Annotated in this window: 25 protein-coding genes and 2 pseudogenes; 8 read left to right on the top strand and 19 right to left on the bottom strand. The window is 67.6% G+C overall.

Annotation, left to right across the window (positions count from 1 at the left end):
- The 5 genes from Q0964_RS12815 to Q0964_RS12800 form a co-directional block, all read left to right on the top strand.
- Positions 1-186: group I intron-associated PD-(D/E)XK endonuclease (locus tag Q0964_RS12815; RefSeq protein WP_299268190.1), on the top strand; the 186-nt coding region annotated here is incomplete at its 5' end.
- A gap of 25 nt (positions 187-211) precedes the next feature.
- Positions 212-463, top strand: coding sequence for a PDDEXK-like family protein (locus tag Q0964_RS18365; protein WP_349254468.1), 252 nt, complete (start codon positions 212-214; stop codon positions 461-463).
- Positions 464-508: 45 nt separating this feature from the next.
- Positions 509-1,165, top strand: a complete 657-nt coding sequence (locus Q0964_RS12810; protein ID WP_299268188.1) for a hypothetical protein — start codon at positions 509-511, stop codon at positions 1,163-1,165.
- A gap of 168 nt (positions 1,166-1,333) precedes the next feature.
- Entirely contained in the window at positions 1,334-1,636 is a 303-nt protein-coding gene (locus Q0964_RS12805) for a winged helix-turn-helix transcriptional regulator (RefSeq protein ID WP_299268185.1), read from the top strand.
- A 69-nt stretch (positions 1,637-1,705) separates the two neighbouring features.
- Positions 1,706-2,659 carry an AAA family ATPase gene (locus Q0964_RS12800; RefSeq protein ID WP_299268182.1) on the top strand — a complete coding sequence of 318 codons (954 nt, stop codon included), beginning with the start codon at positions 1,706-1,708 and terminating at the stop codon, positions 2,657-2,659.
- Here Q0964_RS12800 and Q0964_RS12795 read toward each other — a convergent pair whose 3' ends face one another.
- The 11 genes and pseudogenes from Q0964_RS12795 to Q0964_RS12745 form a co-directional block, all read right to left on the bottom strand.
- Positions 2,660-4,309, bottom strand: coding sequence for a DUF7519 family protein (locus Q0964_RS12795; RefSeq protein WP_299268179.1), 1,650 nt, complete (start codon positions 4,307-4,309; stop codon positions 2,660-2,662).
- On the bottom strand, positions 4,306-5,646 hold the full coding sequence (locus Q0964_RS12790; RefSeq protein ID WP_299268176.1) for a DUF58 domain-containing protein: 1,341 nt from the start codon (positions 5,644-5,646) through the stop codon (positions 4,306-4,308). The genes Q0964_RS12795 and Q0964_RS12790 overlap by 4 nt, the downstream gene beginning before the upstream one ends.
- Positions 5,646-6,353, bottom strand: coding sequence for a DUF7269 family protein (locus Q0964_RS12785; RefSeq protein ID WP_299268173.1), 708 nt, complete (start codon positions 6,351-6,353; stop codon positions 5,646-5,648). The genes Q0964_RS12790 and Q0964_RS12785 overlap by 1 nt, the downstream gene beginning before the upstream one ends.
- On the bottom strand, positions 6,350-9,490 hold the full coding sequence (locus Q0964_RS12780; RefSeq protein ID WP_299268170.1) for a transglutaminase domain-containing protein: 3,141 nt from the start codon (positions 9,488-9,490) through the stop codon (positions 6,350-6,352). The genes Q0964_RS12785 and Q0964_RS12780 overlap by 4 nt, the downstream gene beginning before the upstream one ends.
- Before the next feature lie 125 nt (positions 9,491-9,615).
- Positions 9,616-10,716 (bottom strand): aminotransferase class V-fold PLP-dependent enzyme, encoded by a 1,101-nt coding sequence (locus tag Q0964_RS12775; RefSeq protein ID WP_299268168.1) that lies wholly within the window; start codon positions 10,714-10,716, stop codon positions 9,616-9,618.
- A gap of 37 nt (positions 10,717-10,753) precedes the next feature.
- Positions 10,754-11,731 carry a fumarylacetoacetate hydrolase family protein gene (locus Q0964_RS12770; RefSeq protein WP_299268166.1) on the bottom strand — a complete coding sequence of 326 codons (978 nt, stop codon included), beginning with the start codon at positions 11,729-11,731 and terminating at the stop codon, positions 10,754-10,756.
- Between the two features lie 41 nt (positions 11,732-11,772).
- Positions 11,773-12,120 carry a fluoride efflux transporter FluC gene (locus tag Q0964_RS12765; RefSeq protein ID WP_349254467.1) on the bottom strand — a complete coding sequence of 116 codons (348 nt, stop codon included), beginning with the start codon at positions 12,118-12,120 and terminating at the stop codon, positions 11,773-11,775.
- Positions 12,114-12,530: a fluoride efflux transporter FluC gene (locus Q0964_RS12760; RefSeq protein ID WP_299268161.1), complete on the bottom strand. Its 417-nt coding sequence runs from the start codon at positions 12,528-12,530 to the stop codon at positions 12,114-12,116. Before Q0964_RS12760 ends, Q0964_RS12765 begins: the two co-directional genes overlap by 7 nt.
- A gap of 23 nt (positions 12,531-12,553) precedes the next feature.
- Positions 12,554-12,930 (bottom strand): annotated as a pseudogene (locus Q0964_RS12755) (acyl-CoA dehydrogenase family protein).
- Positions 12,931-13,052: 122 nt separating this feature from the next.
- Positions 13,053-13,187, bottom strand: a pseudogene (locus tag Q0964_RS12750) (acyl-CoA dehydrogenase family protein); the annotation flags it as partial.
- 7 nt (positions 13,188-13,194) lie between these two features.
- Complete coding sequence (locus tag Q0964_RS12745; protein ID WP_299268158.1) at positions 13,195-13,521, bottom strand: acyl-CoA dehydrogenase family protein; 327 nt, start codon at positions 13,519-13,521, stop codon at positions 13,195-13,197.
- Between the two features lie 105 nt (positions 13,522-13,626).
- On the opposite strand from Q0964_RS12745, the gene Q0964_RS12740 reads away from it, so the two are divergent.
- Complete coding sequence (locus Q0964_RS12740; RefSeq protein ID WP_299268155.1) at positions 13,627-14,079, top strand: DUF7382 domain-containing protein; 453 nt, start codon at positions 13,627-13,629, stop codon at positions 14,077-14,079.
- Here the strand turns inward: Q0964_RS12740 and Q0964_RS12735 are convergent.
- From Q0964_RS12735 to Q0964_RS12720, 4 genes are all read right to left on the bottom strand, one after another.
- The gene (locus tag Q0964_RS12735; RefSeq protein ID WP_299268153.1) at positions 14,067-14,831 is read right to left on the bottom strand and encodes a protein-L-isoaspartate O-methyltransferase family protein; all 765 of its coding nucleotides are present in this window, start codon (positions 14,829-14,831) and stop codon (positions 14,067-14,069) included. The two genes, Q0964_RS12740 and Q0964_RS12735, sit on opposite strands and share 13 nt — an antisense overlap.
- 78 nt (positions 14,832-14,909) lie before the next feature.
- Entirely contained in the window at positions 14,910-15,536 is a 627-nt protein-coding gene (locus Q0964_RS12730; RefSeq protein WP_299268150.1) for a protein-L-isoaspartate(D-aspartate) O-methyltransferase, read from the bottom strand.
- A gap of 1 nt (position 15,537) precedes the next feature.
- Entirely contained in the window at positions 15,538-16,191 is a 654-nt protein-coding gene (locus Q0964_RS12725; RefSeq protein ID WP_299268149.1) for an HVO_0476 family zinc finger protein, read from the bottom strand.
- A gap of 101 nt (positions 16,192-16,292) precedes the next feature.
- On the bottom strand, positions 16,293-17,249 hold the full coding sequence (locus tag Q0964_RS12720) for an aminopeptidase (RefSeq protein ID WP_299268147.1): 957 nt from the start codon (positions 17,247-17,249) through the stop codon (positions 16,293-16,295).
- Positions 17,250-17,379: 130 nt separating this feature from the next.
- Between Q0964_RS12720 and Q0964_RS12715 the strand changes: the two genes are divergently transcribed.
- A complete protein-coding gene (locus Q0964_RS12715) occupies positions 17,380-18,405 on the top strand; it encodes a type II glyceraldehyde-3-phosphate dehydrogenase (protein WP_299268144.1) in 1,026 nt (341 codons plus the stop codon).
- A 72-nt stretch (positions 18,406-18,477) separates the two neighbouring features.
- On the top strand, positions 18,478-18,864 hold the full coding sequence (locus tag Q0964_RS12710) for an Hsp20/alpha crystallin family protein (protein ID WP_299268141.1): 387 nt from the start codon (positions 18,478-18,480) through the stop codon (positions 18,862-18,864).
- A gap of 3 nt (positions 18,865-18,867) precedes the next feature.
- Here the strand turns inward: Q0964_RS12710 and Q0964_RS12705 are convergent, their stop codons facing one another.
- From Q0964_RS12705 to Q0964_RS12690, 4 genes are all read right to left on the bottom strand, one after another.
- The gene (locus Q0964_RS12705) at positions 18,868-19,029 is read right to left on the bottom strand and encodes a hypothetical protein (RefSeq protein ID WP_299268138.1); all 162 of its coding nucleotides are present in this window, start codon (positions 19,027-19,029) and stop codon (positions 18,868-18,870) included.
- Positions 19,026-19,199 (bottom strand): hypothetical protein, encoded by a 174-nt coding sequence (locus Q0964_RS12700; protein WP_299268135.1) that lies wholly within the window; start codon positions 19,197-19,199, stop codon positions 19,026-19,028. The genes Q0964_RS12705 and Q0964_RS12700 overlap by 4 nt, the downstream gene beginning before the upstream one ends.
- A 131-nt stretch (positions 19,200-19,330) precedes the next feature.
- Positions 19,331-20,200 carry an ATP-grasp domain-containing protein gene (locus tag Q0964_RS12695; protein ID WP_299268132.1) on the bottom strand — a complete coding sequence of 290 codons (870 nt, stop codon included), beginning with the start codon at positions 20,198-20,200 and terminating at the stop codon, positions 19,331-19,333.
- 417 nt (positions 20,201-20,617) lie between these two features.
- A complete protein-coding gene (locus tag Q0964_RS12690; RefSeq protein WP_299268129.1) occupies positions 20,618-21,148 on the bottom strand; it encodes a 50S ribosomal protein L16 in 531 nt (176 codons plus the stop codon).
- Positions 21,149-21,182: the final 34 nt, after the last annotated feature.

Below are 21,182 nucleotides of genomic sequence, written 5' to 3'. Positions count from 1 at the left end.
GACACCGGGGACATGGCCGAAGCCAGGATTATCCACGCGTCGATTGCTCGGGGTTACAGCGTCTCGATACCGTTCGGTGACAACGGCAGGTACGGTTTGATCGTCGACACAGCGTCCGAACTCTACCGGGTACAGTGCAAAACCGGCTGGGTCGAAGACAACTGCGTTCAATTCAAAAACGGCTAGCAAAGCCACCGTCGACGGTGACGAGGTGGTAGGGGAGTACGGCGATGTGGTCGACGCGTTCGCCGTGCGATATCGGGATGCCGACCGACTGTACTGGGTTCCGGGGGCGAGGGCCGGAAGGAAACGCACCCATCACCGGGTCGACGGCCGGGGAATCGATCGCCAGGCGGTCAACGATGCAGCAGTGTTCAGTTTCGATAGCGCGTTCCCGCGTGACAGTGGTGAGACTGACTCGGTGTCGTCGGACGGATCGACTGATTCCAATTCCCACGGCTGAGAACACGAACCAAAGCGTATAGTGGTGGGCGCCGATACGTCGGGTATGAACAGTCGGGACGACGCGCCTCGGGAGATGCCGAAGGCGCTGGTCGAGGACTACCTCCAGCAGGAGGCGGGGACCCGAGCGTTTCTCGACGACCTGCAGAAGCTTGCGGCCGAAGGGCGACACGCGACGGTGCGCGAGCGATTGCGGGAGTTCGCCGAGCACTCCCAGGGTGTCTTCTTCGCGGTGGCGTTGAGTCTCGGGGGGTCGGCGCAGTTCTTCGCGGACGTGGAGGCGCAGATGGACGTCGAGACGGGACAGAAGCTCCGGGACCTGAAAGAGACCTACGGGACCCTGGCCGACGAGTTCAGCATCGTCCGCTCGGAACGGACCAAAGAGCGACACAACCCGGTGACGAGCCTGAGTACGGCGACGACCTATCAGGACGAGGAGGAGGTGCCGATGGTCGATTACACGCCGCTCTCGGGCGACGTGGAACTGTACGAGGGGCGCGAATCACCGGAAGAGGTTCTTCAGATCGCACACTTCCTCGTGCGGGCGACGACGGACGCACTGGACGTGGCACTGGAGAACGGTCAGCCGGTCAATACGGAGGAGCTGAGCGCGTTGATCGACCGCAGGGAGGAGCTTGAGTCCGAACTGGGGACGCTGCGCGACCAGATCGACGAGCTACGGCGGACGCCAGTCGACGAATAGCGAGGGGCTCCGACTGCGCGAACGGTGACGGACGGAGTCGTTCGCTTGTTCGGCGACGCGAGTTTCTGTACCGATCTGCTGTCGTGTGCCGAATAGTGACGTCTCGGGTTCGATGGAGATACAAGAATTATATGTCGCGGGTGGGTAGCCCTGTGAAGACACCCCAGTATGGACGAGCGACTCAGGAACCAAGTGGAGAAGGAGCGCCGGGACCTGACGATCCTGCAAGCGGTCGTTGCGGACGGGCCGATCGGGATCGTCAAGCTATCGGAGCGGACAGATGTCCCCGAACACAAGGTGCGGTATTCGCTGCGGATGTTGGAGAACGACGGGTTCGTGGAGCCGACGCCGGAGGGCGCGGTGCCGGCCGACGACATCGCGGACCGGCTCGAACGCGTCAACGACGGTGTCGACGAGTTGGTCGAGCGGCTGGAGCGAGTTCGGGACGACGAGGTCGTCGACGAGCCGTGACTGCAGGCGGTGGCGACACAGTCGGGGCACAGCACGAACATTCACGAGGCCGACTTTGCACGTAACAGCATGGACGTGACAGGCGCCGCCGGGGAGTGTACGGCGGTACTCGACGAGGTACAGTCGGCAGTCATCACTGACCGGACGTTTTTAGAGCGTGTGCTAACGGGGGTTCTGGCCCGTGGTCACGTCCTGTTCGAGGACGTGCCGGGGGTCGGCAAGACGCTCACCGCGCGCAGCCTCGCGACGGCACTCGGACTCGAGTTCTCGCGGGTGCAGTTCACGCCGGACCTGCTCCCGTCGGACGTGACAGGGACGAACGTTTACGACGAGGGCGACGGTAGCTTCGAGTTCGCCGAGGGGCCGATCTTTGCGAACGTGGTGCTGGCCGACGAAATCAACCGCGCACCGCCGAAAACCCAGGCTGCACTGCTAGAGGCCATGGAGGAGCGCCAGGTTACCGTCGACGGGGATACCTACCAACTACCCGAGCCGTTCTTCGTCATGGCGACCCAGAATCCCGTCGAGCAGGAGGGGACGTTCGCGCTGCCGGAGGCCCAGCGCGACCGATTCATGATCAAGAGTTCGATGGGGTACCCCGACCGGGACGGCGAACTCGAACTGCTGGACCGGCGGTCGAGCCGGACGGCACAGGCGCCAGGCGTCGGCCCGGTGATCAATCCGGGGACGGTGCGGGAGTTACAGGACGCTCCAGAGTCGGTGACCGTCGAGCGGAAAGTCAGGGAGTACGTGGTCGACCTCGGCCGGGCGACGCGAGCGGACGAGCGCGTCGAGGTCGGGGTCTCACCACGAGGCATCCAGCGACTGTTCGAGGCCGTCCGTGCGTACGCAATAATCGCCGGCCGTGATTACGTGGTCCCGGACGACGTGAAGCGGGTGGCCGACGCGGTGTTCGCACACCGACTCGTACTGACCGCCGAGTCGAGCGTTCGGTCGGTCTCGAAACGCGCGGTGCTGGGGGACGTGATGGACCGGATACCGGTCCCGACCGTCGAGGACTAATTACTCCCGGAGCGACGACAGGAGGACAATCGTCGTTCCGAAGGCGAGAACCACCGCGCCGGCCGCGAGCGTCGTGTCAGCGGCCGAGGCCGCGATCACGTCGCTGGCGACCAGCAACGCGAGCAGGAGTGCACCGACGACCGTCAGCAGGCCGACGGTCAGACTCGCGCCGACGTGGACGAGCTCACCTCGCGTCGTCGCCGCGCCGTCCGGGAGCTCTTCTCTGAGACCGGTGGCGTACTCGCCGGTGTCCCAGACGACCAGCGCGGCCGCAACCGCGAGGAACGCGACCAGTGACGAACCGCCGAAGAGGACGAGTAACAGAGCCAGCCCGAACACGGCGGTGCTGGCGAGGGTGGGACCGAGCGCCCGGTCGGGGAGAACCGGCGAACTCACCAGCACTGACAGGGAGACGAAGGCGATACCGGCGAGGATGAGCGAGCCGAACGCGACCACCAGAACGGCTGTGACGACGCCCCCGCCGAGCAGCGATTCGACGGGTGGGCGAACGGTCGCCGGTAGACGTGCGAGCAGTTCGTCACCGCTGCTCAGCAGGTCGACGACGATGCCGAGGAGGAGAGCGGTCGCGAGCGCGCCCAGCGGCGGCGTCGCCTGCCGGAGCACGTCGGTCTCTGAGAGGCGGCGCACGCGCCGCCGGAGCCGGTTGCTGGCGAGGAGGGCCACCATCGAACCGATGGCGAGGACGAACAGGACACGGATCCAGACGGTCGTCAGCAGCCAGATCACAGGCGCAGCGACGACGTCGAAGCGGGCCGACAACGCCGCGGGCGTGGAGACGCCCGCGACGACTGCGACCGTGAACAGGACGATGCTACCGCCGGTGGCCGCCAGCAGGGCCCACCCGAGACGACTCACCAGTCGGTCGAGTCTGGCCGTCACCAGCGGGCGCTGTCGCGGCGGAAACAGGTTCACGATTGGAATCGACCGCAGGAGCAGTCGGAACAGAAAGACCAGGAGGAGAACGGACAGCAGGAAGGTCAGCAGTGCCACGCTGCCGGTCGGGGCCAAGAGGGAGCGGCCGAGCGCCAGCAGTGGGTCGGGACTGTCGACGACCAGTCGGACCAGCGAGAGGCCCAGCGAGTCCCAGGCTGCGGCCGCGACCACGACCACCTGCGCGACAGTTAGCGGGGCGAGCATACCGACGAACCGCACGAACGAGCCGACCAGAACCTCGCCCTCGTCGAGCGGGACGGCGGTCAGGGCCGCACCGAATCCGGAACCGACGAGCAGGTAGACGGTCAGACTCGCGAGGAGGCCCGGCGGTCGGCCAACGTCGAACCCGAACGCGACGCCGACACCGAGCGCGATGGCTAGCCCCATCGACGCCGGAGTTAGGAGCGCTCCGGCCGCGAACAGGACCGAAACGCGGTCGCTCTGGAGCGCGTACAGCCCCGCCGCCAGCAGGACGCCCGAAGCCGACGACACCAGCGTGAGACGAGCGCCGAGCAACTGCCAGCCGACCGGCAGTGCGGCGAACACGGCGGCGATGCCGGCGACGACGGCCGAGAGTCGCAGCTCGCCTGCGGTTTCCGCGAGAGTCGCGAACACCTCGTCACCGGCTCCGAGTCGGGGCAGCGTCACCTCGTCGCGAGCGGGTGCGCCACCGTCCGTCGCACGCTCGTCCGTCATCGGTCCCACCCTCGTTTCGTCGGGAGGACGTCCGCGAGCGCGACCTGGAGCGGTGTCTCGGGCCGCCAGTCCGCGGTCGAGACGCCCAGCCGTTCGAGGTCGGTCAGTCGGATTCGGCGCCGCACGTCGGCAACCGCCTGTCCTGGCGTAGGTGGAGTCTCGCCGTCAGACGCGGTGACGTTCGGGCTGAGGACGGTCACGGCGTGACGGTTCGACAGCAGCGTCTCGACGACGCCGACCGGCGCATCGTCGACCATGGGTGTACAGAGAACGACCTGTGCGTGCGCAGGCAGCCACTCTGCGAGCCGCAGTCCCAGTGCCGTCCCATCGGGGCCGTCGGTCGCGCTCCCACCGGCGCCGTCGGTCGCCACAGGCGTCCGGCCGGGTTCGGTCGGGGCCGGGTTGGCACCGTCGCCCTGGACTCGGTCGAAGAGGTCGGACGCGGCCGACTCCGTAGTGCTGTCCCGGCCCGGCGAGACCCAGTCGCGGTCGTTGCCGGGCGAGAGCGTCGTGACGCCGACCCGGTGACCCGCGTCGGTGAGGGTCACCAGCCCCTGCGAGGCGGCGTAAACGACGTAATCGAGCGCCGACGGGCCGCCCCGGGGCGGCTGACAGCGCGCCGCTGGTCGGTCGTCGACGACGAACACGACCGCGGCGGCCCGTTCCTGCCGGTGGGTGACCGTCGCGAGTTCGCCAGTCCGAGCCAGGCGTCGCCAGTCGACGTGTGAGAGGGGGTCCCCTCGCCGGTACTCCCGGATGGAGTGGAACTCGATTCCGCTGCCGCCGGTGTCGGTCGGCGCCTGTCCCGCGAACGGCGTCGTCAGGTCCTGCAACGGGAACTCGTCGAGCAGCGTCGTACAGCGCAGCGTTTCGTCGCCGTCGGGAGCGAGCGTCGTCGTCCCTGTGACAGTGCCGGCAAGACTGCGACCCCGGACCGCGACGCTCCCGAACTCGTGGGCTCCCCGCGGCGGGCGAATCTCGTAGGAGACGGTAGCCGACTCGTCGGGGCGAAGCGCAACGGCGCCGGCCTGCGAGCCGTCGACGACCGCGACATCCTCGGGGACGCCGTCGACGAGGCGGAGGTCCGGAATCGGCCGGTCGCCGGTGTTCTCGACGGTGAGTCGTATCGTCACCGTCTCGCCGGGGTCGACGTGGTCGTCGTCTGTCGTGCGTTCGACGGCAAGCGACGGCGGCCCGAGCCCGGTGACGTGGCCGTAAACAACGTACGCGAGAGGGATGATCGCCACGATAAAAAAGACGTGGTCACCGACGTACAGCCCGAGAGCGCTGGAAAAGAGTGCCCCGACCAGCGCGCCGTGCCAGCGGACGACTCGCATCACGTGTCGGTCACCTCCTCCCGGACTCCCCGGCCGTCCCGCGCAGGAGGCCCTCCGGCCATCGTCTCGTCCGCTGTCCAGGTGCGCTCGGTCGCCGCTTCGGTGTCGGCCTCAAGCGCGTAAATCGACCGGAGCGTGCGAATCGTCTGTCGGTGAAAGGCGCCGTGTTCGCTGAACATATCGTTGAACCAGAGCCGGAGCGGCACGTCGGGCGCGTCGGCCCCGCCGACGAAAGCCGCGGCAGCAGGGTCGTCGGTCCAGGAACCCGTTTCGACGGCCCGGGCGGCCGTCTCCCAGTCGCACCGATAGGTTCGCTGGTACGCGTCGGTTGCCAGCCGCCGCAGGTCCTCGCGGACGACCGCCTCGCTGTCGGCCGACCGACCGTCGACCCGCCACACTGCAGCGAGCCGCTCGTCGAAGCTCTCGCCGACAGACGAACCCGGCACGTCCCGCTCCGTGGGGTCGCTGTCCACGGGAAGCGACGGGGGACGAGAGGGCGTTGTCGAGGACCACAGCCCCTGCACGACGGCACTCAATCCAGCGATGACCGCGAGACCCGCCAGTCCGACCGTCCCAGTCAGCGCGTCCATCGCGGTCGCCAACTGTGGTCGCGGAACAGGCAGCAGACCGGGCGCGAGGACGAGCACAGCCGCCGTGAGCAGCGTGCCCCCCGCGGCCCCGACCAGCAGACGCGTCCACGAAATCACGGCCGACCACCGCCATCGAACCCGTTTTGATCCGCGGCCCCACCGTCAGAGCGGGGCGCTGACGAGGAGCCACTCGTTTCGCTCGCGGCCCCACCGTCAGAGCGGGGCACTGACGAGGAGCCACTCGTTTCGCTCGCGGCTCCACCGTCCGTCGCCGTCGTCTCGTCGAGTTCGGCGTCGTTCCCAAGCGTCAGTTCCCGCCGGGCGTCGTCCACGTCGTCGACGTACTCGGCGGGGTCGCGCCGCCCGTACTCCACGTCCCGAATCGCGTCCCGGAGCGTCCGAACGGGGGCAGCAGGAAAGCCGGCGTCGACTCCCTCGCGGGCGAGTTCGCCAGGGGTTTTCGTCCGGTGGTCCGCGACGGGGACCCGGGCGCGAAACTCCCGCCAGGCGCGCCGGACGCGTTCGCGGGCCGCCGGCGCGTCCGGCGCCGTTCCAGGGGCCGTCGGCGTCGAACCGCCAGGGTCGACCACCGTCTCACTGCCGGGTAATGAGCCTCGAACGCCGACCAGTAGCTCCTGGAGGGCGGTCAGCAACCGGGCGAAGACGGTCCGCGGTCCGGGGAGTCGGCCGAGGTCGAACCGTCGGGCACGAACGGCGGCCACCAGTTCACGCACCAGGGTCGCGAACGCGTCGCGCGCCCGGCGTAGGTACTCTGGTAGTGCGGCGAGAAGCGCCTCGCCGCGAACGGCCAGCGCGACCAGCGTCGCGACGAACGCGCCCAAGAACCAGTCGAGAGCTGCCCCGAGCTGCTCACGAAGCGAGCGACCGGCGTCGGCCGCGCGACGGCGGAGCAGGTAGGCCCCGCCGAGGACGGCGAGCGCGAGGAGCGTGACGAGTCCAGCGGTCAGAAACCGCATCCGTACCGGCCGGGTTTCTGTGAGGCCGGCGGCCGTCTCGGCGGTCACCGTGGCGCCGGTCGCGAACGGGAGCGAGACGGTTGCTGTGCCGTCCGGACCGGTTTCGGCAGTCGACCCGTCGACGGAGACGGCGGCACCAGGGACCGGCTCGCCGCTGTCGGTAACGGTGACGGTAGCCGACAGTCCTGGCAGGGCAAAGCCCGAGACGTCGACGCTGAGATTGGCGAGTTCGAGCGTGCGGTTGCCCGTGGCCTCGCCGCGGTCGACTCGAACCGATGCGTGTTCGCTCACGGGGAGTGACGCGTCGAACCGCCCGTCGGCGTCGGTCGTTCCCGCCACGGTGCCGTTGACCGACACGTTGGCTCCGGGGACGGGGCGGCCGGCGATAGTCGCGTTGACCGTCACCGTCTCACCGGGCCTCGATTCGTCCCCGATTCCCACGCGGATGTCCGTGGGCACGTCGAACGACCGGGTAGTTTTGCCGTCGGTATCGTTGGCCGCGAGGCGGGGGAGGGACATGCCGGTCGGTCCCGACAGGGCGAGCGCGGCGCTCCCCGCGGGCCCGTTGGATTCGTTCGGAACCGTGACCGTCACGTCGAGCGTGGCGGCGAACGGCACCGTTCCGGTTACCAGTCCCGAGCCATTGGTGGTGCCGATTCGCCGGTCGTTGAACGCGACGGCCACGTCGGCCAGCGGAGTGCCGGCGCGTTCGACACTGACGGCGGCGGACTGCCCGGGGACGGGATCGGACACGAGCGATACCTGTACACTCGAGGAACTCTCCGTGCCGAAGGTCTCACCCGGGCTCCCCGATTCGCTGTGGTTGTACGTCTCGGTGAGTTCGGTGGCGTTGCCGTCTGTCACGTCGCCACCGTCGCCGGTTCCGGACTGGCCGTCTATGGGTGACTGACCGCCGGCGGGAGACTGTCTGCTCTCGTTCGGGCGGAAGGGGTTGCCGCCATTCTCACGGCCGGCGGATTCGAGGAAGCGGCGGGCGGCGGCCTCGGCGTTACCGTTCTCGGCGGCGCGCTGGTAGGCGCGGAACTCACTGGCCAGTCGACTCCGGCCGGGCGTGGGGTCGAACCGCACCCACCCCGTGTCTGGAACGTACACTTCGACCCAAGCGTGGGCGTTCATGCCGCGCACGAGATACGTCCCGTTGGGCTGTGGTTCGCCCGTCGAGTAGCCGACGGCGTAGCGCGCAGGGATGTCCTGTGACCGTAGCATGACCGCCATCGTGCTGGCGAAGTACTCACAGTACCCCTCGTCCATCTCGAAGACGAACTGGTCGGCCACGTTGCCCCCCTCGTGGCTGGCGTTCAGAGAGTACTCCTTGTTCGATTCGAGCCAGCGCTCGATGGCGACGGCCTCGTCGTAGGGCGTCTCCGCGTCGGCCGTCAGGTCGTCGGTGAACGACCCGAGACGGTCGGGTGTCGAGTCGGGAAGGTCGGTGTACCGCGCCGCGACCGAATCGGGGTAGTCGGTCCCACCGGCCCGCAACCGCGCCGGGTCCCGGGACGGTGCCGCGCTGGTCACCGTGTAGGTGGTGTTCGCCGGGAGCCAGTCGCCACTGTACTGCAGGCCTCCCTGGCCGGTCGTTCGTACGTTCTCCGCGGGTGAGCCGGTCACGTCGACCGGTTCCCATACCGCCGGCAGCGCCGAGGCGGACTGGAGTAACCGGTACTCCTGCGTGATGGTGCGACGGTCGTCCGCCGCGACCCCCGGCGTGCGAGGCCAGTTGGCACGGGTCGCGTCGCCTTGGCCGGTCCAGCCGGTTCCAGTGTAGCGTGCGTACGCCCCTGTCCGCCAGTACGTCTCGACGGTGCTACGGACGAGAAAGTGTGGTTCGAGGGACTGGCTCCGGAGGCTGTCGGAGAGCGGCGACCCCTGGGACCCGACGCCGGTGCGCTGGCCAGGGTCGAGTGCGCCGAAACCGCCCGCACTGCTCGAACCGGGCGTCTGCTCGCCAGCCGCCGAACCGGGGGCGCCCTCGGACCCCGAGAGTGACCCAATCAGGCCATCAATCAGCGACGCCTGCCCGCCGTCGCCACCGCTGGCTGCCCCGGTCGTTCGACCCGAGAGGACGTCGTCGACCGTACCGCTCCCGTCGGTCGATTCCGCCTCGCTGGAGGCGTTCCCGGGGAGCAACGACCGGCCGGGTGCGTCGGCCCCCACCGCTGGCAAGGCGATGGCGACCAGAACGAACCCGGCGATCGCCAGGAGGGCGACCGCCGTACGCGCCGTCTCACGTGAAACCGTCTCCGCGTCGGATAGCATAGTGAATGTCTGTTCCGGCGAGCCACTCCGTCTGTCTCGCGAGTCACCCGCCGGTACGCTCTATTCGACCCAGCGTAAGGAGGGAATTAAACATTCGGTGCGAATTATCAGTTCCGATGCGGGGGTCAGAGCGCTTCGAGGAGTCGGTCGATGTCGTCAGCGGTGTTGAACACGTGGACCGACGCTCGGGCCGTCCCGCCGGGTAACGACCGGATGACGACGCCCGCCTCACCCAGGCGCTCGACCAGCGCGTCGGCGTCGTCGGCGCGGAAGGTGACGAGGCCGGACTCGTACTCGCGGGGCGAGAGGAGACGGTCACCCAACCCGGATTTGAGCCGGTCGGTGAGCCGCTCGACCCGGTCGCCAACGGTGTCGAGGCCCACGGCTCGAATCCGGTCGATGGCCGTCGCCAGCGCGACGTGGGGCGCGGGCGAGACAGTGCCGATTTCCAGTTGCTGTGCGCCCCCAGTCAGGTTACAATCCGGCGCGCTCGGGTCGTCGACGCTCCGGTAACTCGCCCGCCGGGGTTCGAGCGTATCGGCGAATTCGGGGTCGACGTACAGGAATCCCGCGCCCCAGATGCCGAGCAGCCACTTGTGGCCGGCACCGGCGACGGCATCGGCACCCCACGCCCCCACGTCGACGGGGTGCTGGCCGGGCGACTGGACCGCGTCGACGACGACCCGCGTGCCGGCGTCGTGAGCCACGTCGACGATTTCGGCGACCGGAAGCTGTGTCCCGTAGTCCCAGGAAAGTGAACTGAGACAGAGCAGACTGGCCGCCGAGACCGCGTCTTTCACGGCGTCCATCTCGACACGGCCAGCCTCGGTTTCGAGAACGCGAGTGTCGAGACCGTGAACGTCGGCGGCCCGCTCCCACGGGAGGATGCCGGCCGGGTGTTCGAGGTCCGTATACGCGACCGTCTCGCCGGGTTCGAAGTCGACAGCGGCGGCAATCCGGGAGATGCCGTCGGCCGTGCTGTTCGTCAGGGCGAGGTCGGCGGGCTCGGCGCCCACGAACTCGGCGACGTGGTCGCGGGCCGCCCCGATTTCGTCGTAAGCCATCGAGTAGGGGTCGCCGGCGGCGTGGGCCTCGTACTCGTGGCGTTCGAGGAAGTCGGTCGCAGCCTCGACTACCGGGCGCGGACTGGGGCCGCTCGCACCGGTGTTCAGATAGATGGTGTCGTCGACGGCGGGAATCTCGGCACGAAGGTCCTCGGGGTCCATGGGTACTATTTAGCTGCCAGGTGTTTGAATCCTCAGTTCAGCGTTCGACGACGCTGTTGGTCAGCGTCCCCAGGCCGTCGATAGAGATCGAGACCGTGTCGCCATCGTCGAGGAACTCGCCGATTTCGAGGCCGCAGCCGGTCCCCACAGTGCCGCTGCCGAGTACGTCGCCTGGATACAGCGTCTCGGCCTCGGAGGTGTGAGCCAGAATCTCGCCCCAGGAGTGTTCCATCTGGCCGACGGTGCCCTCCGACCAGACCGCGCTTTCGCCGTCCGCGCCGGTGACTTCGACCGAAAAGTCGGCGTTCGGGAGGTCGAGTTCGTCGGGCGTCACCAAGTAGGGGCCTAAGGCGTTGGCGAAGTCCTTCCCGCGGGCGGGGCCGAGTTGCGCGTCCATCTCCTCACCCTGTTCGTCACGGGCCGAGAAGTCGTTGAACAGGGTGTAGCCAGCGATGTACGCCTCGGCCTCGTCGGGGTCGATACCGGTGGCCCGCTGTCCGATCACCGCACCGATCTCGAGTTCGATGTCCCAGAGGTTCGAGTACGGCGGCCACTCGACCGCGTCCCCGTGGCCGACAACCTGGTCGGCATTCCCCTTGTAGCACACCGGTTTCTCGTACCACACCTCCGGAATATCACCGAGCGTGTTGGCGACGTGTTCCTCGAAGGCCATGTAGTCCCGCAGAGAGTTGGGGCGCGGGACCGGGGCCAGCAGGTCGACCTCAGCGGGGTCGTACCGGAGGCGCGCGCCGCCGGGACCGGTGTCGGCATCGGCGTCAGGAACCCGTTCCAGTACTTCCGCTGTGGCGTCGAAGGCGCGTCGCCCGCGCCGGAGGAAGTCGATCATCGCTGGCGGCGCAATGGTCTCGGCGAGGTCGACAGGCGCGGCCTCGCCGTCCACCGCGAGGACGTGCGCGTAGCCGGCGTTCACGTCGAGCAGCGCACCCTCGCGTTCGACACCGACCCGTCGGGCCGGTCCAACGGGCGTCTCGACCTCGAAACTGGCGAGTCGCATACTCAGGTTCGGGACCGGGGCGCACCTATAGCTTTGGCCTCTCAGAGGAAGCCCGCGACCACAGAGCCGAGTGCAACTGCGGCTAGCGCGCCGAGGAGGCTCAGCGCCGCCGTCGCCGCGGCCCGCCGTTTCTCACCGGTCTCGTACTGCCGCACCGTCTCGAAACTAAATGTCGAGAAGGTGGTGAACGCGCCACAGAAGCCCGTCCCGAACAGCGAGAGAAGCGAGTCTCCGACCGGCACGGCGACCAGCAGGCCCAACAGGAAACTCCCGAATATGTTCACCACGAGCGTGTCGACCGTCCGCGTCTCGATGCGCTCGCCGAGCAGATGCCGGGCCAGTGCTCCGAGAACGCCGCCGGTTCCGACGAGCAGCGTCGGGCTCACCATCGGCATATCACCCGAGCGACGAATCGCCCGAGAAGGACGGCGAGAAAGCCGAACACGTAGTTGGCCGCGACGTTCGCGACCAGTAGTTGCGGGTCGAGGCGAGCGGTCTCGACGGCGAAGGTGCTGTACGTGGTAAACGAGGAGAGAAACCCCGTCCCCAGTACCAGCCGCGTCTCGGGACTCAGCGCGTCCGCGAGGCGGGCCTCGTACAACAGAATGCCGAGGGCGAAACTCCCGGCGACGTTGGCGGTCAGCGTCCCCCACGGCAGGAGCGTGGCCGGGAGCACCAGCGCCACGGTGTGCCGGAGCACGGCCCCGGTGAACCCGCCGACCGCGATCAGGGCGAACGGTTCGAGACGGGTGAGCACGTGTGTCGGCCTATCGGTGTCCGCGGCCGTGCCGTCGCTCATCTACTCCGAGCGAGTCCGAGCGGCTACTCGGTATTTTCGGTTTCACGGTCGACGACGGCGTTGGCCAGCGCGTCGCGGTGGCCCTCGCCGGGCCCGCCGGCGATCGTCAGGAGGCGGGCGTCACGGAGGTACCGCTCGGCGTCGTGTTCGCGCGTATACCCGACCCGGCGTGGAGTTGCATCGCCTCGGTGGCGTTCTCCACCGCCGCCTCGGTGGCGTTGACTTTCGTCATCGGAAACGTCCGGTCGACGGACAGTCCGCGGTCGGCCCGATCCGCCGCCCGGAGCGTGAGCAGTCTGCTCGTATCGACCCGTTCGGCCATCTCGCCGAGTCGCCAGCGGACGCCCTGGAACTCCCCAATCGCGCGGTCGAACTGTTCGCGTTCGGCGGTGTAGGCCACCGTGTCTTCGAGCGCAGCGCGGGCGATGCCGACCGCCCGCGCCGGGCACGCGCACGTTCAGTCAGGGTCACCCGCGGTGAGTTCACGCTGTTGGCACCCAACGTCTCCCACTCGTTGTCCACCGCGAACTCGGCGGCGGGGACGAGGAACGCGCTGCTGTCGTGCAGAGCGTCCGCGTCGAGTCCGGTCTTCGCGTAGGTCAGCACCACGTCGGCGTTCGGACGGTTCGTCACCCACCGCTCGTGTCCGTTCAGCACCCAGCCGTTACCCCCGCGCTCGGCGGTCGGAGCCGAACCGTTCGACTGCGGTCGCGACGCCGAGGTTGAGCGCTACGGTGCTCGCGAGTGCCATCTGTGCCGCCGGCAGTTCCTCGATGACGATGGCGAGTTCGAGGGGTCCCACGCCGCGTCCGCTGCGGTCCTCGGGTATGGTCAGGCCGGTGATGCCGCGGTCACCGAGTTCAGCGAGGGGCTCCTCCGGATACGTCGCCAATCGGCCCAGGTCGGCAGTAGAGGGTTCGGTCTCGGTCGCCACAACGTCTCGGACCTCCTCACGCAGGGCCCGCTGTGACTCGGTCAACTGAAAGCGCATACAGGGTCATGCCCACGGAGTCTAATAACTCGGGGCCGAATCCACCGGCGACATCGGTCCCTGTCGGCCGAGCATTTAACCCACAAACCGCGACCAGTTCGGCTCATGTTCGAGCGCTTCACCAGCGACGAACGGGCAATCGAAGGGCTACCGGTGCGACTCGTTATCGCGCTGGTAGTGGGTATCGCGAGCCTCAGCGTCATGATGAATACTATCGGTGGCCTCAGTACACTCGGGGTTACGGAACTCGATGTAAACCCACAGCCGGAAGTGGTGGCCGAGGGCAACCACGAGATTACGGTCACCGTCGTCACGCCGAAGGGCGAGCCGGTGGCCAACGCGACCGTCGTCGCGAAGGGCGGCACCGCCACGCTCTCGACGATTCGGCCGGCCAGGACCGGCCCGGACGGAAAGGCGACCCTACGGCTCGCGCCGAGTCTCGGCCCGAACCAGAAGGAAGGGACGGTCACGCTGGACGTGAAACCGCCCGCGGGCGGAGGCTACACCGACGAACGGGAGAACACGAGACTGCTAGTCGTCTCGGGTCAGTCCTCGTAGGAGCGACCGGCGTCGGCGGCCTCGTCCCAGTCGATCCAGGACTGTTCCCAGCCGCGGCGACGGCGGGCATCCCGGCGTTCGTACTCCCGGTCTTCCCGGCGGGTTCGGTTGCGTTCCGGCGTATCGGCCTGTTCGCCCTCGACGAGCATGGGGCTGAACGCGACGCTGCCGAGGCGGTCGGTGACCTCGGCGTCCTCGACGATGGCGAGACTCTGCTGGTGGGCTCCAAGTGGCATGACGAGCCGACCGTCCTCGGCGAGTTGGTCGGCCAGTGCCCGGGGCGGGGAGACGGCGGCAGCCTCGAGCAGGATGCGGTCGTAAGGAGCGTACTCGGGGAGGCCGTCGGCCCCGTCCCGGCAGTCGACGAGGACGCCACCGTAGCCGGCGCTTTCGAGATTCTCGCGGGCGTCGTAGACGACGCGGCGAGTGATGTCGATAGCCTGAACCGACCGGTCACCGACGACTTCGGCGATCACAGCGGCCGTGTAGCCGACGCCCGCCCCGACCACCAGCACGGAGTCGTCGGGGTCCGGCGAGAGCGCCTCCAGTAGTCGCGCGGCAGTGCTGGGCGAGAGGACGCGCGTGCCGAGTCGCTCGAACGGGCGGTCGGCGTAGGCAGCGCGCTCGTCGGCGACGAACTCGTGACGGGGCACGTCCCGCATAGCGACGCTGATCGCGTCGCTGTGGACACAGCCCTTGCTCTCGTGTTCGAGGCTGTCGACCATGTCGTCGCGCAGTACCGCAGGGTCCATTGTCGGAAGATTCGGGCGGAGGCTCTTGAATTGCGCGGCTGTCCGCCGGTTGGCGGGTCCCGCTGCCGGCGGATCGGGCTACTGCATCTCGACAAATCGCACTCCACCGTGGTCGCCTCGGTTCAGGGACCCGTCTTCGCGCTTGTGAGCGCGGACGAGAGTTTGCCGGGCCGTGCCTAGCGGTGCGAGCAGAACACCGCCCGGACGAACCTGCTCAACGACGGCATCGGGGAAGTCAGGCGCGGCGCAGGTGAGATACGCCCGGTCGTATGGCGCGTGTTCCTGCCAGCCCCGCGTCCCGTCGCCAGCCCGGACCGACACGCCGCCGTAGCCCAGTCGGTCGAGTCGGTCGCGTGCCTGCCCGGCCAGCGAGTCGTGGTACTCGACAGAAAAAACGCGCTCGGGGCCGACAAGCTCGGCGGTGACGGCGGCGTGGTAGCCACAACCCGTGCCGATTTCGAGGACTGCATCGCCTGGTGACAGGTCGAGCAGGTCGGTCATAATCGCGACCATGTGTGGCGCGCTGATAGTCTGGCCGTCACCGATTGGAAGAGGTGTGTCTGCGTACGCCGAATCGCGACCGCGTTCGGGGACGAACTCGTGGCGCGGGACGGCACGGAGCGCCGCAAGCGTGGCCGGGTCGTCGACGCGGCCGGCCGATTCGAGTGAGGTGACCATCGCCTCCCGTCGGGCCGCCCAGTCCATGCTACCACGCCGACCAGGCAGTCGACGTCTCGTCGCGGACGTACAGCCGTTTGACGTCTTTGGCGGCGACGGTGTCGCCCTCGTAGTCGAGTTTGTCGAACTCGTACCCCTCGGCGTCGTCGCGGACGTGAACCCCCTCGACGGTGAACTCGAGGGCGCCCAGTTCCTCAGTTTCACCGACGACGAAGTCGTGGTCGCCGGGCACCTGCACCTTGGCGGACTCGGTGGACTCGCGGCGGCCGTCTTTGGGGTGTTTGGTCACGTTGACCGAAACGTTGCCCACGGCGCGGGTCCAGACGGTGTCGACGTCGGTGACCGGCGCGGACTCGACCCGACCGTCGTCGATTTCGAGGCTGGTGATCCGGACAGTCATCACCGCGGCGTCGGTCTCGGCGACGAACTCCTCGCCGGTCGAGAGGTCGGCGTCGGCGGGCGCTTCGATCTGTGCCGAGAAGGACTCCCCGTCCTGGGAGATTACCACGTCGAGTTGCGCGGTCTCTTCTTCCGGCAGACTCTCTTTGTGGACGTGTTCACACTCGGTACACCGCAGCGTCGCCGCACCGCCACCGGTCGTCAGAACCTCGTGAATCGTCTCGAACTCGGGCGAACAGGACGGACAGGCGATGGCGACCCTGTCCCCGGCTTCCGTACTCATATTTTAGATGTACTCAGTGCGTACATAAAAGCTCGCTGACCGGCAGGGCGTGTGCCGGCCGTTCACGGGCCGACAGGGTGTGAGAGCGGGCCGAACGCGATTCAGACGCCCGAGGGCAGGTTGATCTCGTCACCGTCCACGTACACCTTCGGATCCCGAACGATGCCGTCCAGGTGGATGGGGGCCTCCACGTCGCCGCCGATGGCGTGGTCGTCACCGATGGCGATGTGGACGGTGCCGGCGGCCTTCTCGTCCAGGAGGACGGACCCGACCAGTTCGGTGACGCCGACGTTCGTGCCGATGCCCAGTTCCGCGAGATTGTATGCGTCCTGGCCGACTTCCTCGGCGGCAGCGTCCAGTTCCTCGCGGACACCGTCATCGGAAACCTCGGTAACGGTCCCGTCGTCGACCTCGAATTCGAGGACGTGTCCCTCTTCGAGCAGGCCGTGGGGCATCATCGTCCCATCGACGACGAAGGTGCCGTTGGCCGTTTCCGGACTCAGGAACACCTCGCCAGCGGGGAGGTTCGACATCGCTTCCGGTTCGTGGACGATACCGGTGTCCTCTCGCCACTCCCGGTCGCCGGGGCGGAACACGATGTCTGTGCCGCGCTCGGTCTGGACGCGGACGGTCTCGGCCCCCGAGACCTCGGCGTGCAGGTCCTCGCAGTGTCGCTTGATCTCGGTGTAGTCGGCGTCAAGCCCGGTGACGAACACCTCTTCGGTGATTCCCGGGAGGGTGGCGACGCGGGCGCCGGCCTCGGTGGCGTCGGAGCGGGCCTTGGTGTGAGTGATGCTCTTTTTCGTCGGGGCCAACACCACGTCGGCGGCCCGCATGCCAGCGGCGGCGGCCGCAGGCGGTTCCTCGCCGTGCTGGTCGCCCGGCGGATAGCGGACGATGCTGGCGTCGTCGGTGCGTTCGTTTGCCACCTCGTAGAGAGCCTCACCGACGGGTTGGCGCTCGTGGTCGGTGACGATCAGACACGACTCGTTCGGCTGGAGGCGCATGCACTTCCGGACGGCCGTCTCGGCCGGTCCCCGGAGTCGATCGTGTGTCATACCTGTCTCTGAGTGGCCCGCAGAATTAGTCGTTGTGCCTCCACTGCCGGCGAACCGTGACTCGCTCCCGAGTCAATTCACACCACGGAACCTCGAAACGATTATCCCCGTCGCCACGGCATCCCCGTACATGACAGTCGAGGTCGGAATCAACGGGTACGGGACCATCGGGAAGCGGGTCGCGGACGCCGTCCGCGCACAGTCGGACATGGACGTCGTCGGCGTCGCCAAGACGCGGCCGAACTTCGAGGCCGAGCAGGCCGTCAGCAACAACTTCCCGCTGTACGCCGCCGTTCCCGAGCGGGTCGAGCAGTTCGACGAGGCTGGCATCGACATAGCTGGCGAGGTCGAGGAACTCGTTCGGAAAAGCGAGATCGTCGTCGACACCACGCCTTCGGGCATCGGCGCGGAGAACAAGCCGATGTACGAGGAGTACGACACACCCGCGCTCTACCAGGGTGGCGAGGACGCCGATCTGGTCGACGTGAGTTTCAATGCCCGAGCCAACTTCGCGGAGGCCGAAGGCGCCGGTCACACGCGCGTCGTTTCCTGTAATACGACCGGGCTCTCGCGACTCGTCGCGGCGCTGGATGAAGAGTACGGCGTCGAGAAGGTGCGTGCGACGCTCGTCCGCCGGGGCGGCGACCCGGCCCAGTCCTCGCGCGGCCCGATCAACGATACGCTGCCGGACCCGGTGACGATCCCCTCCCACCACGGCCCGGACGTGAACACCATCTTCCCGGACCTGGACATCGACACGCTCGGGATGAAGGTCCCGGCGACGCTAACCCACACCCACAGCGTCAACGTCGAACTCGGGACGGAGGCCGACACCGAGGGCGTCCGCGAACTGCTCGAAGGGGAGTCGCGCCTGTTCGTCGTCCCCGAACACATGGGCATCGACGGCTCGGGCAGGCTCAAGGAGTTCGCCCTCGACTCGGGTCGGCCGCGCGGTGACGTGTGGGAGAACGCGATCTGGGGCGAGTCGATCACCGTCGAAGATGGCGGCGAACTCTACCTGTTCCAGGCGATTCACCAGGAATCCGACGTGGTGCCCGAGAACGTCGACGCGATCCGTGCCGTACTGGGGACCGCCGACCGTCGCGAAAGTATCGAGCGGACCAACGAGGCCCTCGGGATGGGGCTCGGTCGCTGAGTCGGCGTCCCCGGGAGTCGAGGATTGACAGGGACAGAAACCTTTTCTGGCGACCATACGTTATGTAAAAACATGAATAACGGCCGTGACGACCACGATCCTATCGACGACATTCTCCGCGAGATCGAGCGGGTCATGAACGAGATGATGGGCGACGATGTCCACATCGACCGGGGCGACTCCACCGGTTTCGGCTCGGATCTCCATCTGGACGTGTTCGAGGAAAACGAGCGGTTACGGGTCGTCGCGGACCTCCCCGGCGTCGAGAAAGACGCCATCGACCTGAAGTGCGACGGCGACGTGTTGACCGTCGCGGCCGCCTCCGACCGGCGTGACTACGAGGAGCGTATCCGCCTGCCCGCGACCGTGGACGAACACTCCGCCAGCGCCACCTACAACAACGGCGTCCTCGAAGTGACGTTCGACCGCGCCGACGATTCGGCAGATATCGACATCTGATTTTTAGAAGATTTGACCGCGTCGGCTCTCGTCGTCACCGAGCCTGTAGAACCGGTGACGGAGCGCCGTAATCGCGATGGCGAACAGGCCAAACGGCACCAGCGGTCCGCGGCTCCCGTGCAGGTAGAAGAACGTAGCAAACAGCATGGTGAACAACAGGCTCACCACCCGACCGTGAGCTCACCCTCACCCCGGGGCAGTCGCCTTGACCGCCCGTACATCGACTCCCGGAGCGGCCGGTAGCCGTGCGTGAACGCGACCGGCAACCAGCCAAAGCTGAGGGTTTCGGCTCGCTGGAGCGACGGGCTCCCGTCCCGGACGGTTCCGGCCGCCACACCACCGGCGAGTACGAGCCCGAGTGCCAAAAACGGGCGGCTCAGGTTGGTTTCCCCGTACTTTGGTCATATTTCTTTGGAGTAACATGTCCGGAGTCATACCGTCGCGTCGAACGACCGTGCGTCCCGCGTCAGACAGTCTCACGGATCAGCGCGACCAGCTCGTCGAAAAAGCCGGGTTCGTACTTCATCGCGCTGTCGACGGTCGGGCGGGCGTTGGTCTCTGTGACGACGGCACGGTCGTCGGTGACCAGCAGGTCGACGCCGAGCCACGGAATGTCGAGGGCCCCGGCGGCGCGCTCGGCCAGATCGCGCAACTCGGCCGGGAGGTCGACACCGGTGGCCTCGGCTCCGCGGTGGACGTTGTGTTTCCACTGGCCCGCGGCCAGCGCGTCGTCGGGGAGCCGGCGCTCGACCGCGCCGACGTACTCGCCGTCGACGAGCATCACCCGGAAGTCCCGGGCGTCGGGGAGATATTCCTGGAGCAGGAACGACTGGTCGCCGGTGGCGCGGTAGTCGTGGACCAGGTCGAGGTAGTCGGCGATGCCCAGGAACGAGTCGAGGTCGGCGGCCTTCGCGACGCCGACACCGCGGGTGGCGGAGTTGGGCTTGACGACGACTGGCGGTTCGAACCGCTCGAAGGCCGCCACGAGGGCCGCCCGGTCGACCGGGTCCGAGACGGCGACGGTCTCTGGCACCGGAACGCCGGCCCGGTCGAGACGGGCGATTACGTCGGCCTTGTTTCGGGAAGTGAGGATGGCCTCGCGGTCGTTGACCCACGGAACGCCGAGCAGAGCGTCGGCGACGCCGCCTTCCATGATGCGGGGCGGGTAGACGAACCCGGCATCGAACTCGTCGAACTCGGCGGTGGCCTCGGCGTCGGTTAGCGGCAGTGTTCGTTCCGCAGTGTGGACGGACTCGACCGCGATCTCTCGCTTTTCGAGCGGGTCCTGCAGCCGTTTGTACGTCTCCGCGTCGGTTGCGACCGCCAGCCGTAGCATGACCACACACCCGTGCCGCGCGGACTAAAATCCGCCGTTCACCGCGTCTCGACTGGACCCACAGAGCGACAGCGGGGGCCCCGCTCCGGGTCTCAGTCACTCTTCCCGGCGGACGGGGACGAGGTGCGGCGGTCGTGCTGGGACACGCTATGAGCAGGCCGAGGCACACGGGGCACAGGCCCACGCCCTGGTCGGGACCACCACGGCGTCTCTCGACGGCGCGGGCTGGATCGGTATCTGTGTGACAGCGTCACGGCGAAGCCGTCCGGACGGTGGACGTACCCGTACTGACCGTCGGGGTGAGAGACGAAGAGTGAGGACGACGAAGCACGGACGGCCTGCTTGGACCGTCGGCGGTTTGCACTCACTGACACGACGACTTGCCGGGAACGAAACGGGCGGGGAGTGCCGCCGTACTCAGGCGATTAGCAGTTCTTCGCCGCGTTCGACTTTGATTCGGCAGGGCGGCGAAATCTTGTTGTAGGCGCGGCGGAAGGCTTCCTTGACTTCTTCGGCCTGGTCCACCTCACAGTAGGCGGTGAACAGACGTTCGCCTTTCTGGATGCGGGCGGCGGTACCGACGATCTTTCCAAACGCCTGGCGCATCCCGTCGGAAACGCGGTCCGCGCCGGCTCCGGTCGCCTGTTTGTTCTCCCGGATGACCTGGTGGGGGAACTTCCGCAGGAGCATCTTGTAGTTTTTCTCGCCGAGTTCCTGGATCAGGTACCGGTTGGCCGACAGGCGGGAGGCCTCTAAGGACCCGTGGCGGATCTGGACCTCCTCCTCGACGATGAGGCTGATCTGGACGGCGTATTCGTCGGAGTCGGTCGTCTTATCGCCCATATTGTGCTGTGCGACCTTCGAGCCGGGGATTCCGGTGATGTACTCACGGCGGGTGTACGACGGCTTGTCGATTTGCCGGTACATCGAGGCAGGCTTGTCCGACATATGTGTCTCTTGACGAAATCGAGGCTGAGGGCGT

The organism is Halorientalis sp., assembly GCF_028275115.1.
Classification (GTDB): domain Archaea; phylum Halobacteriota; class Halobacteria; order Halobacteriales; family Haloarculaceae; genus Halorientalis.
The sequence above is the reverse complement of the archived record's forward strand: the minus strand, read 5'-3'. Positions and strand labels throughout refer to the sequence as shown.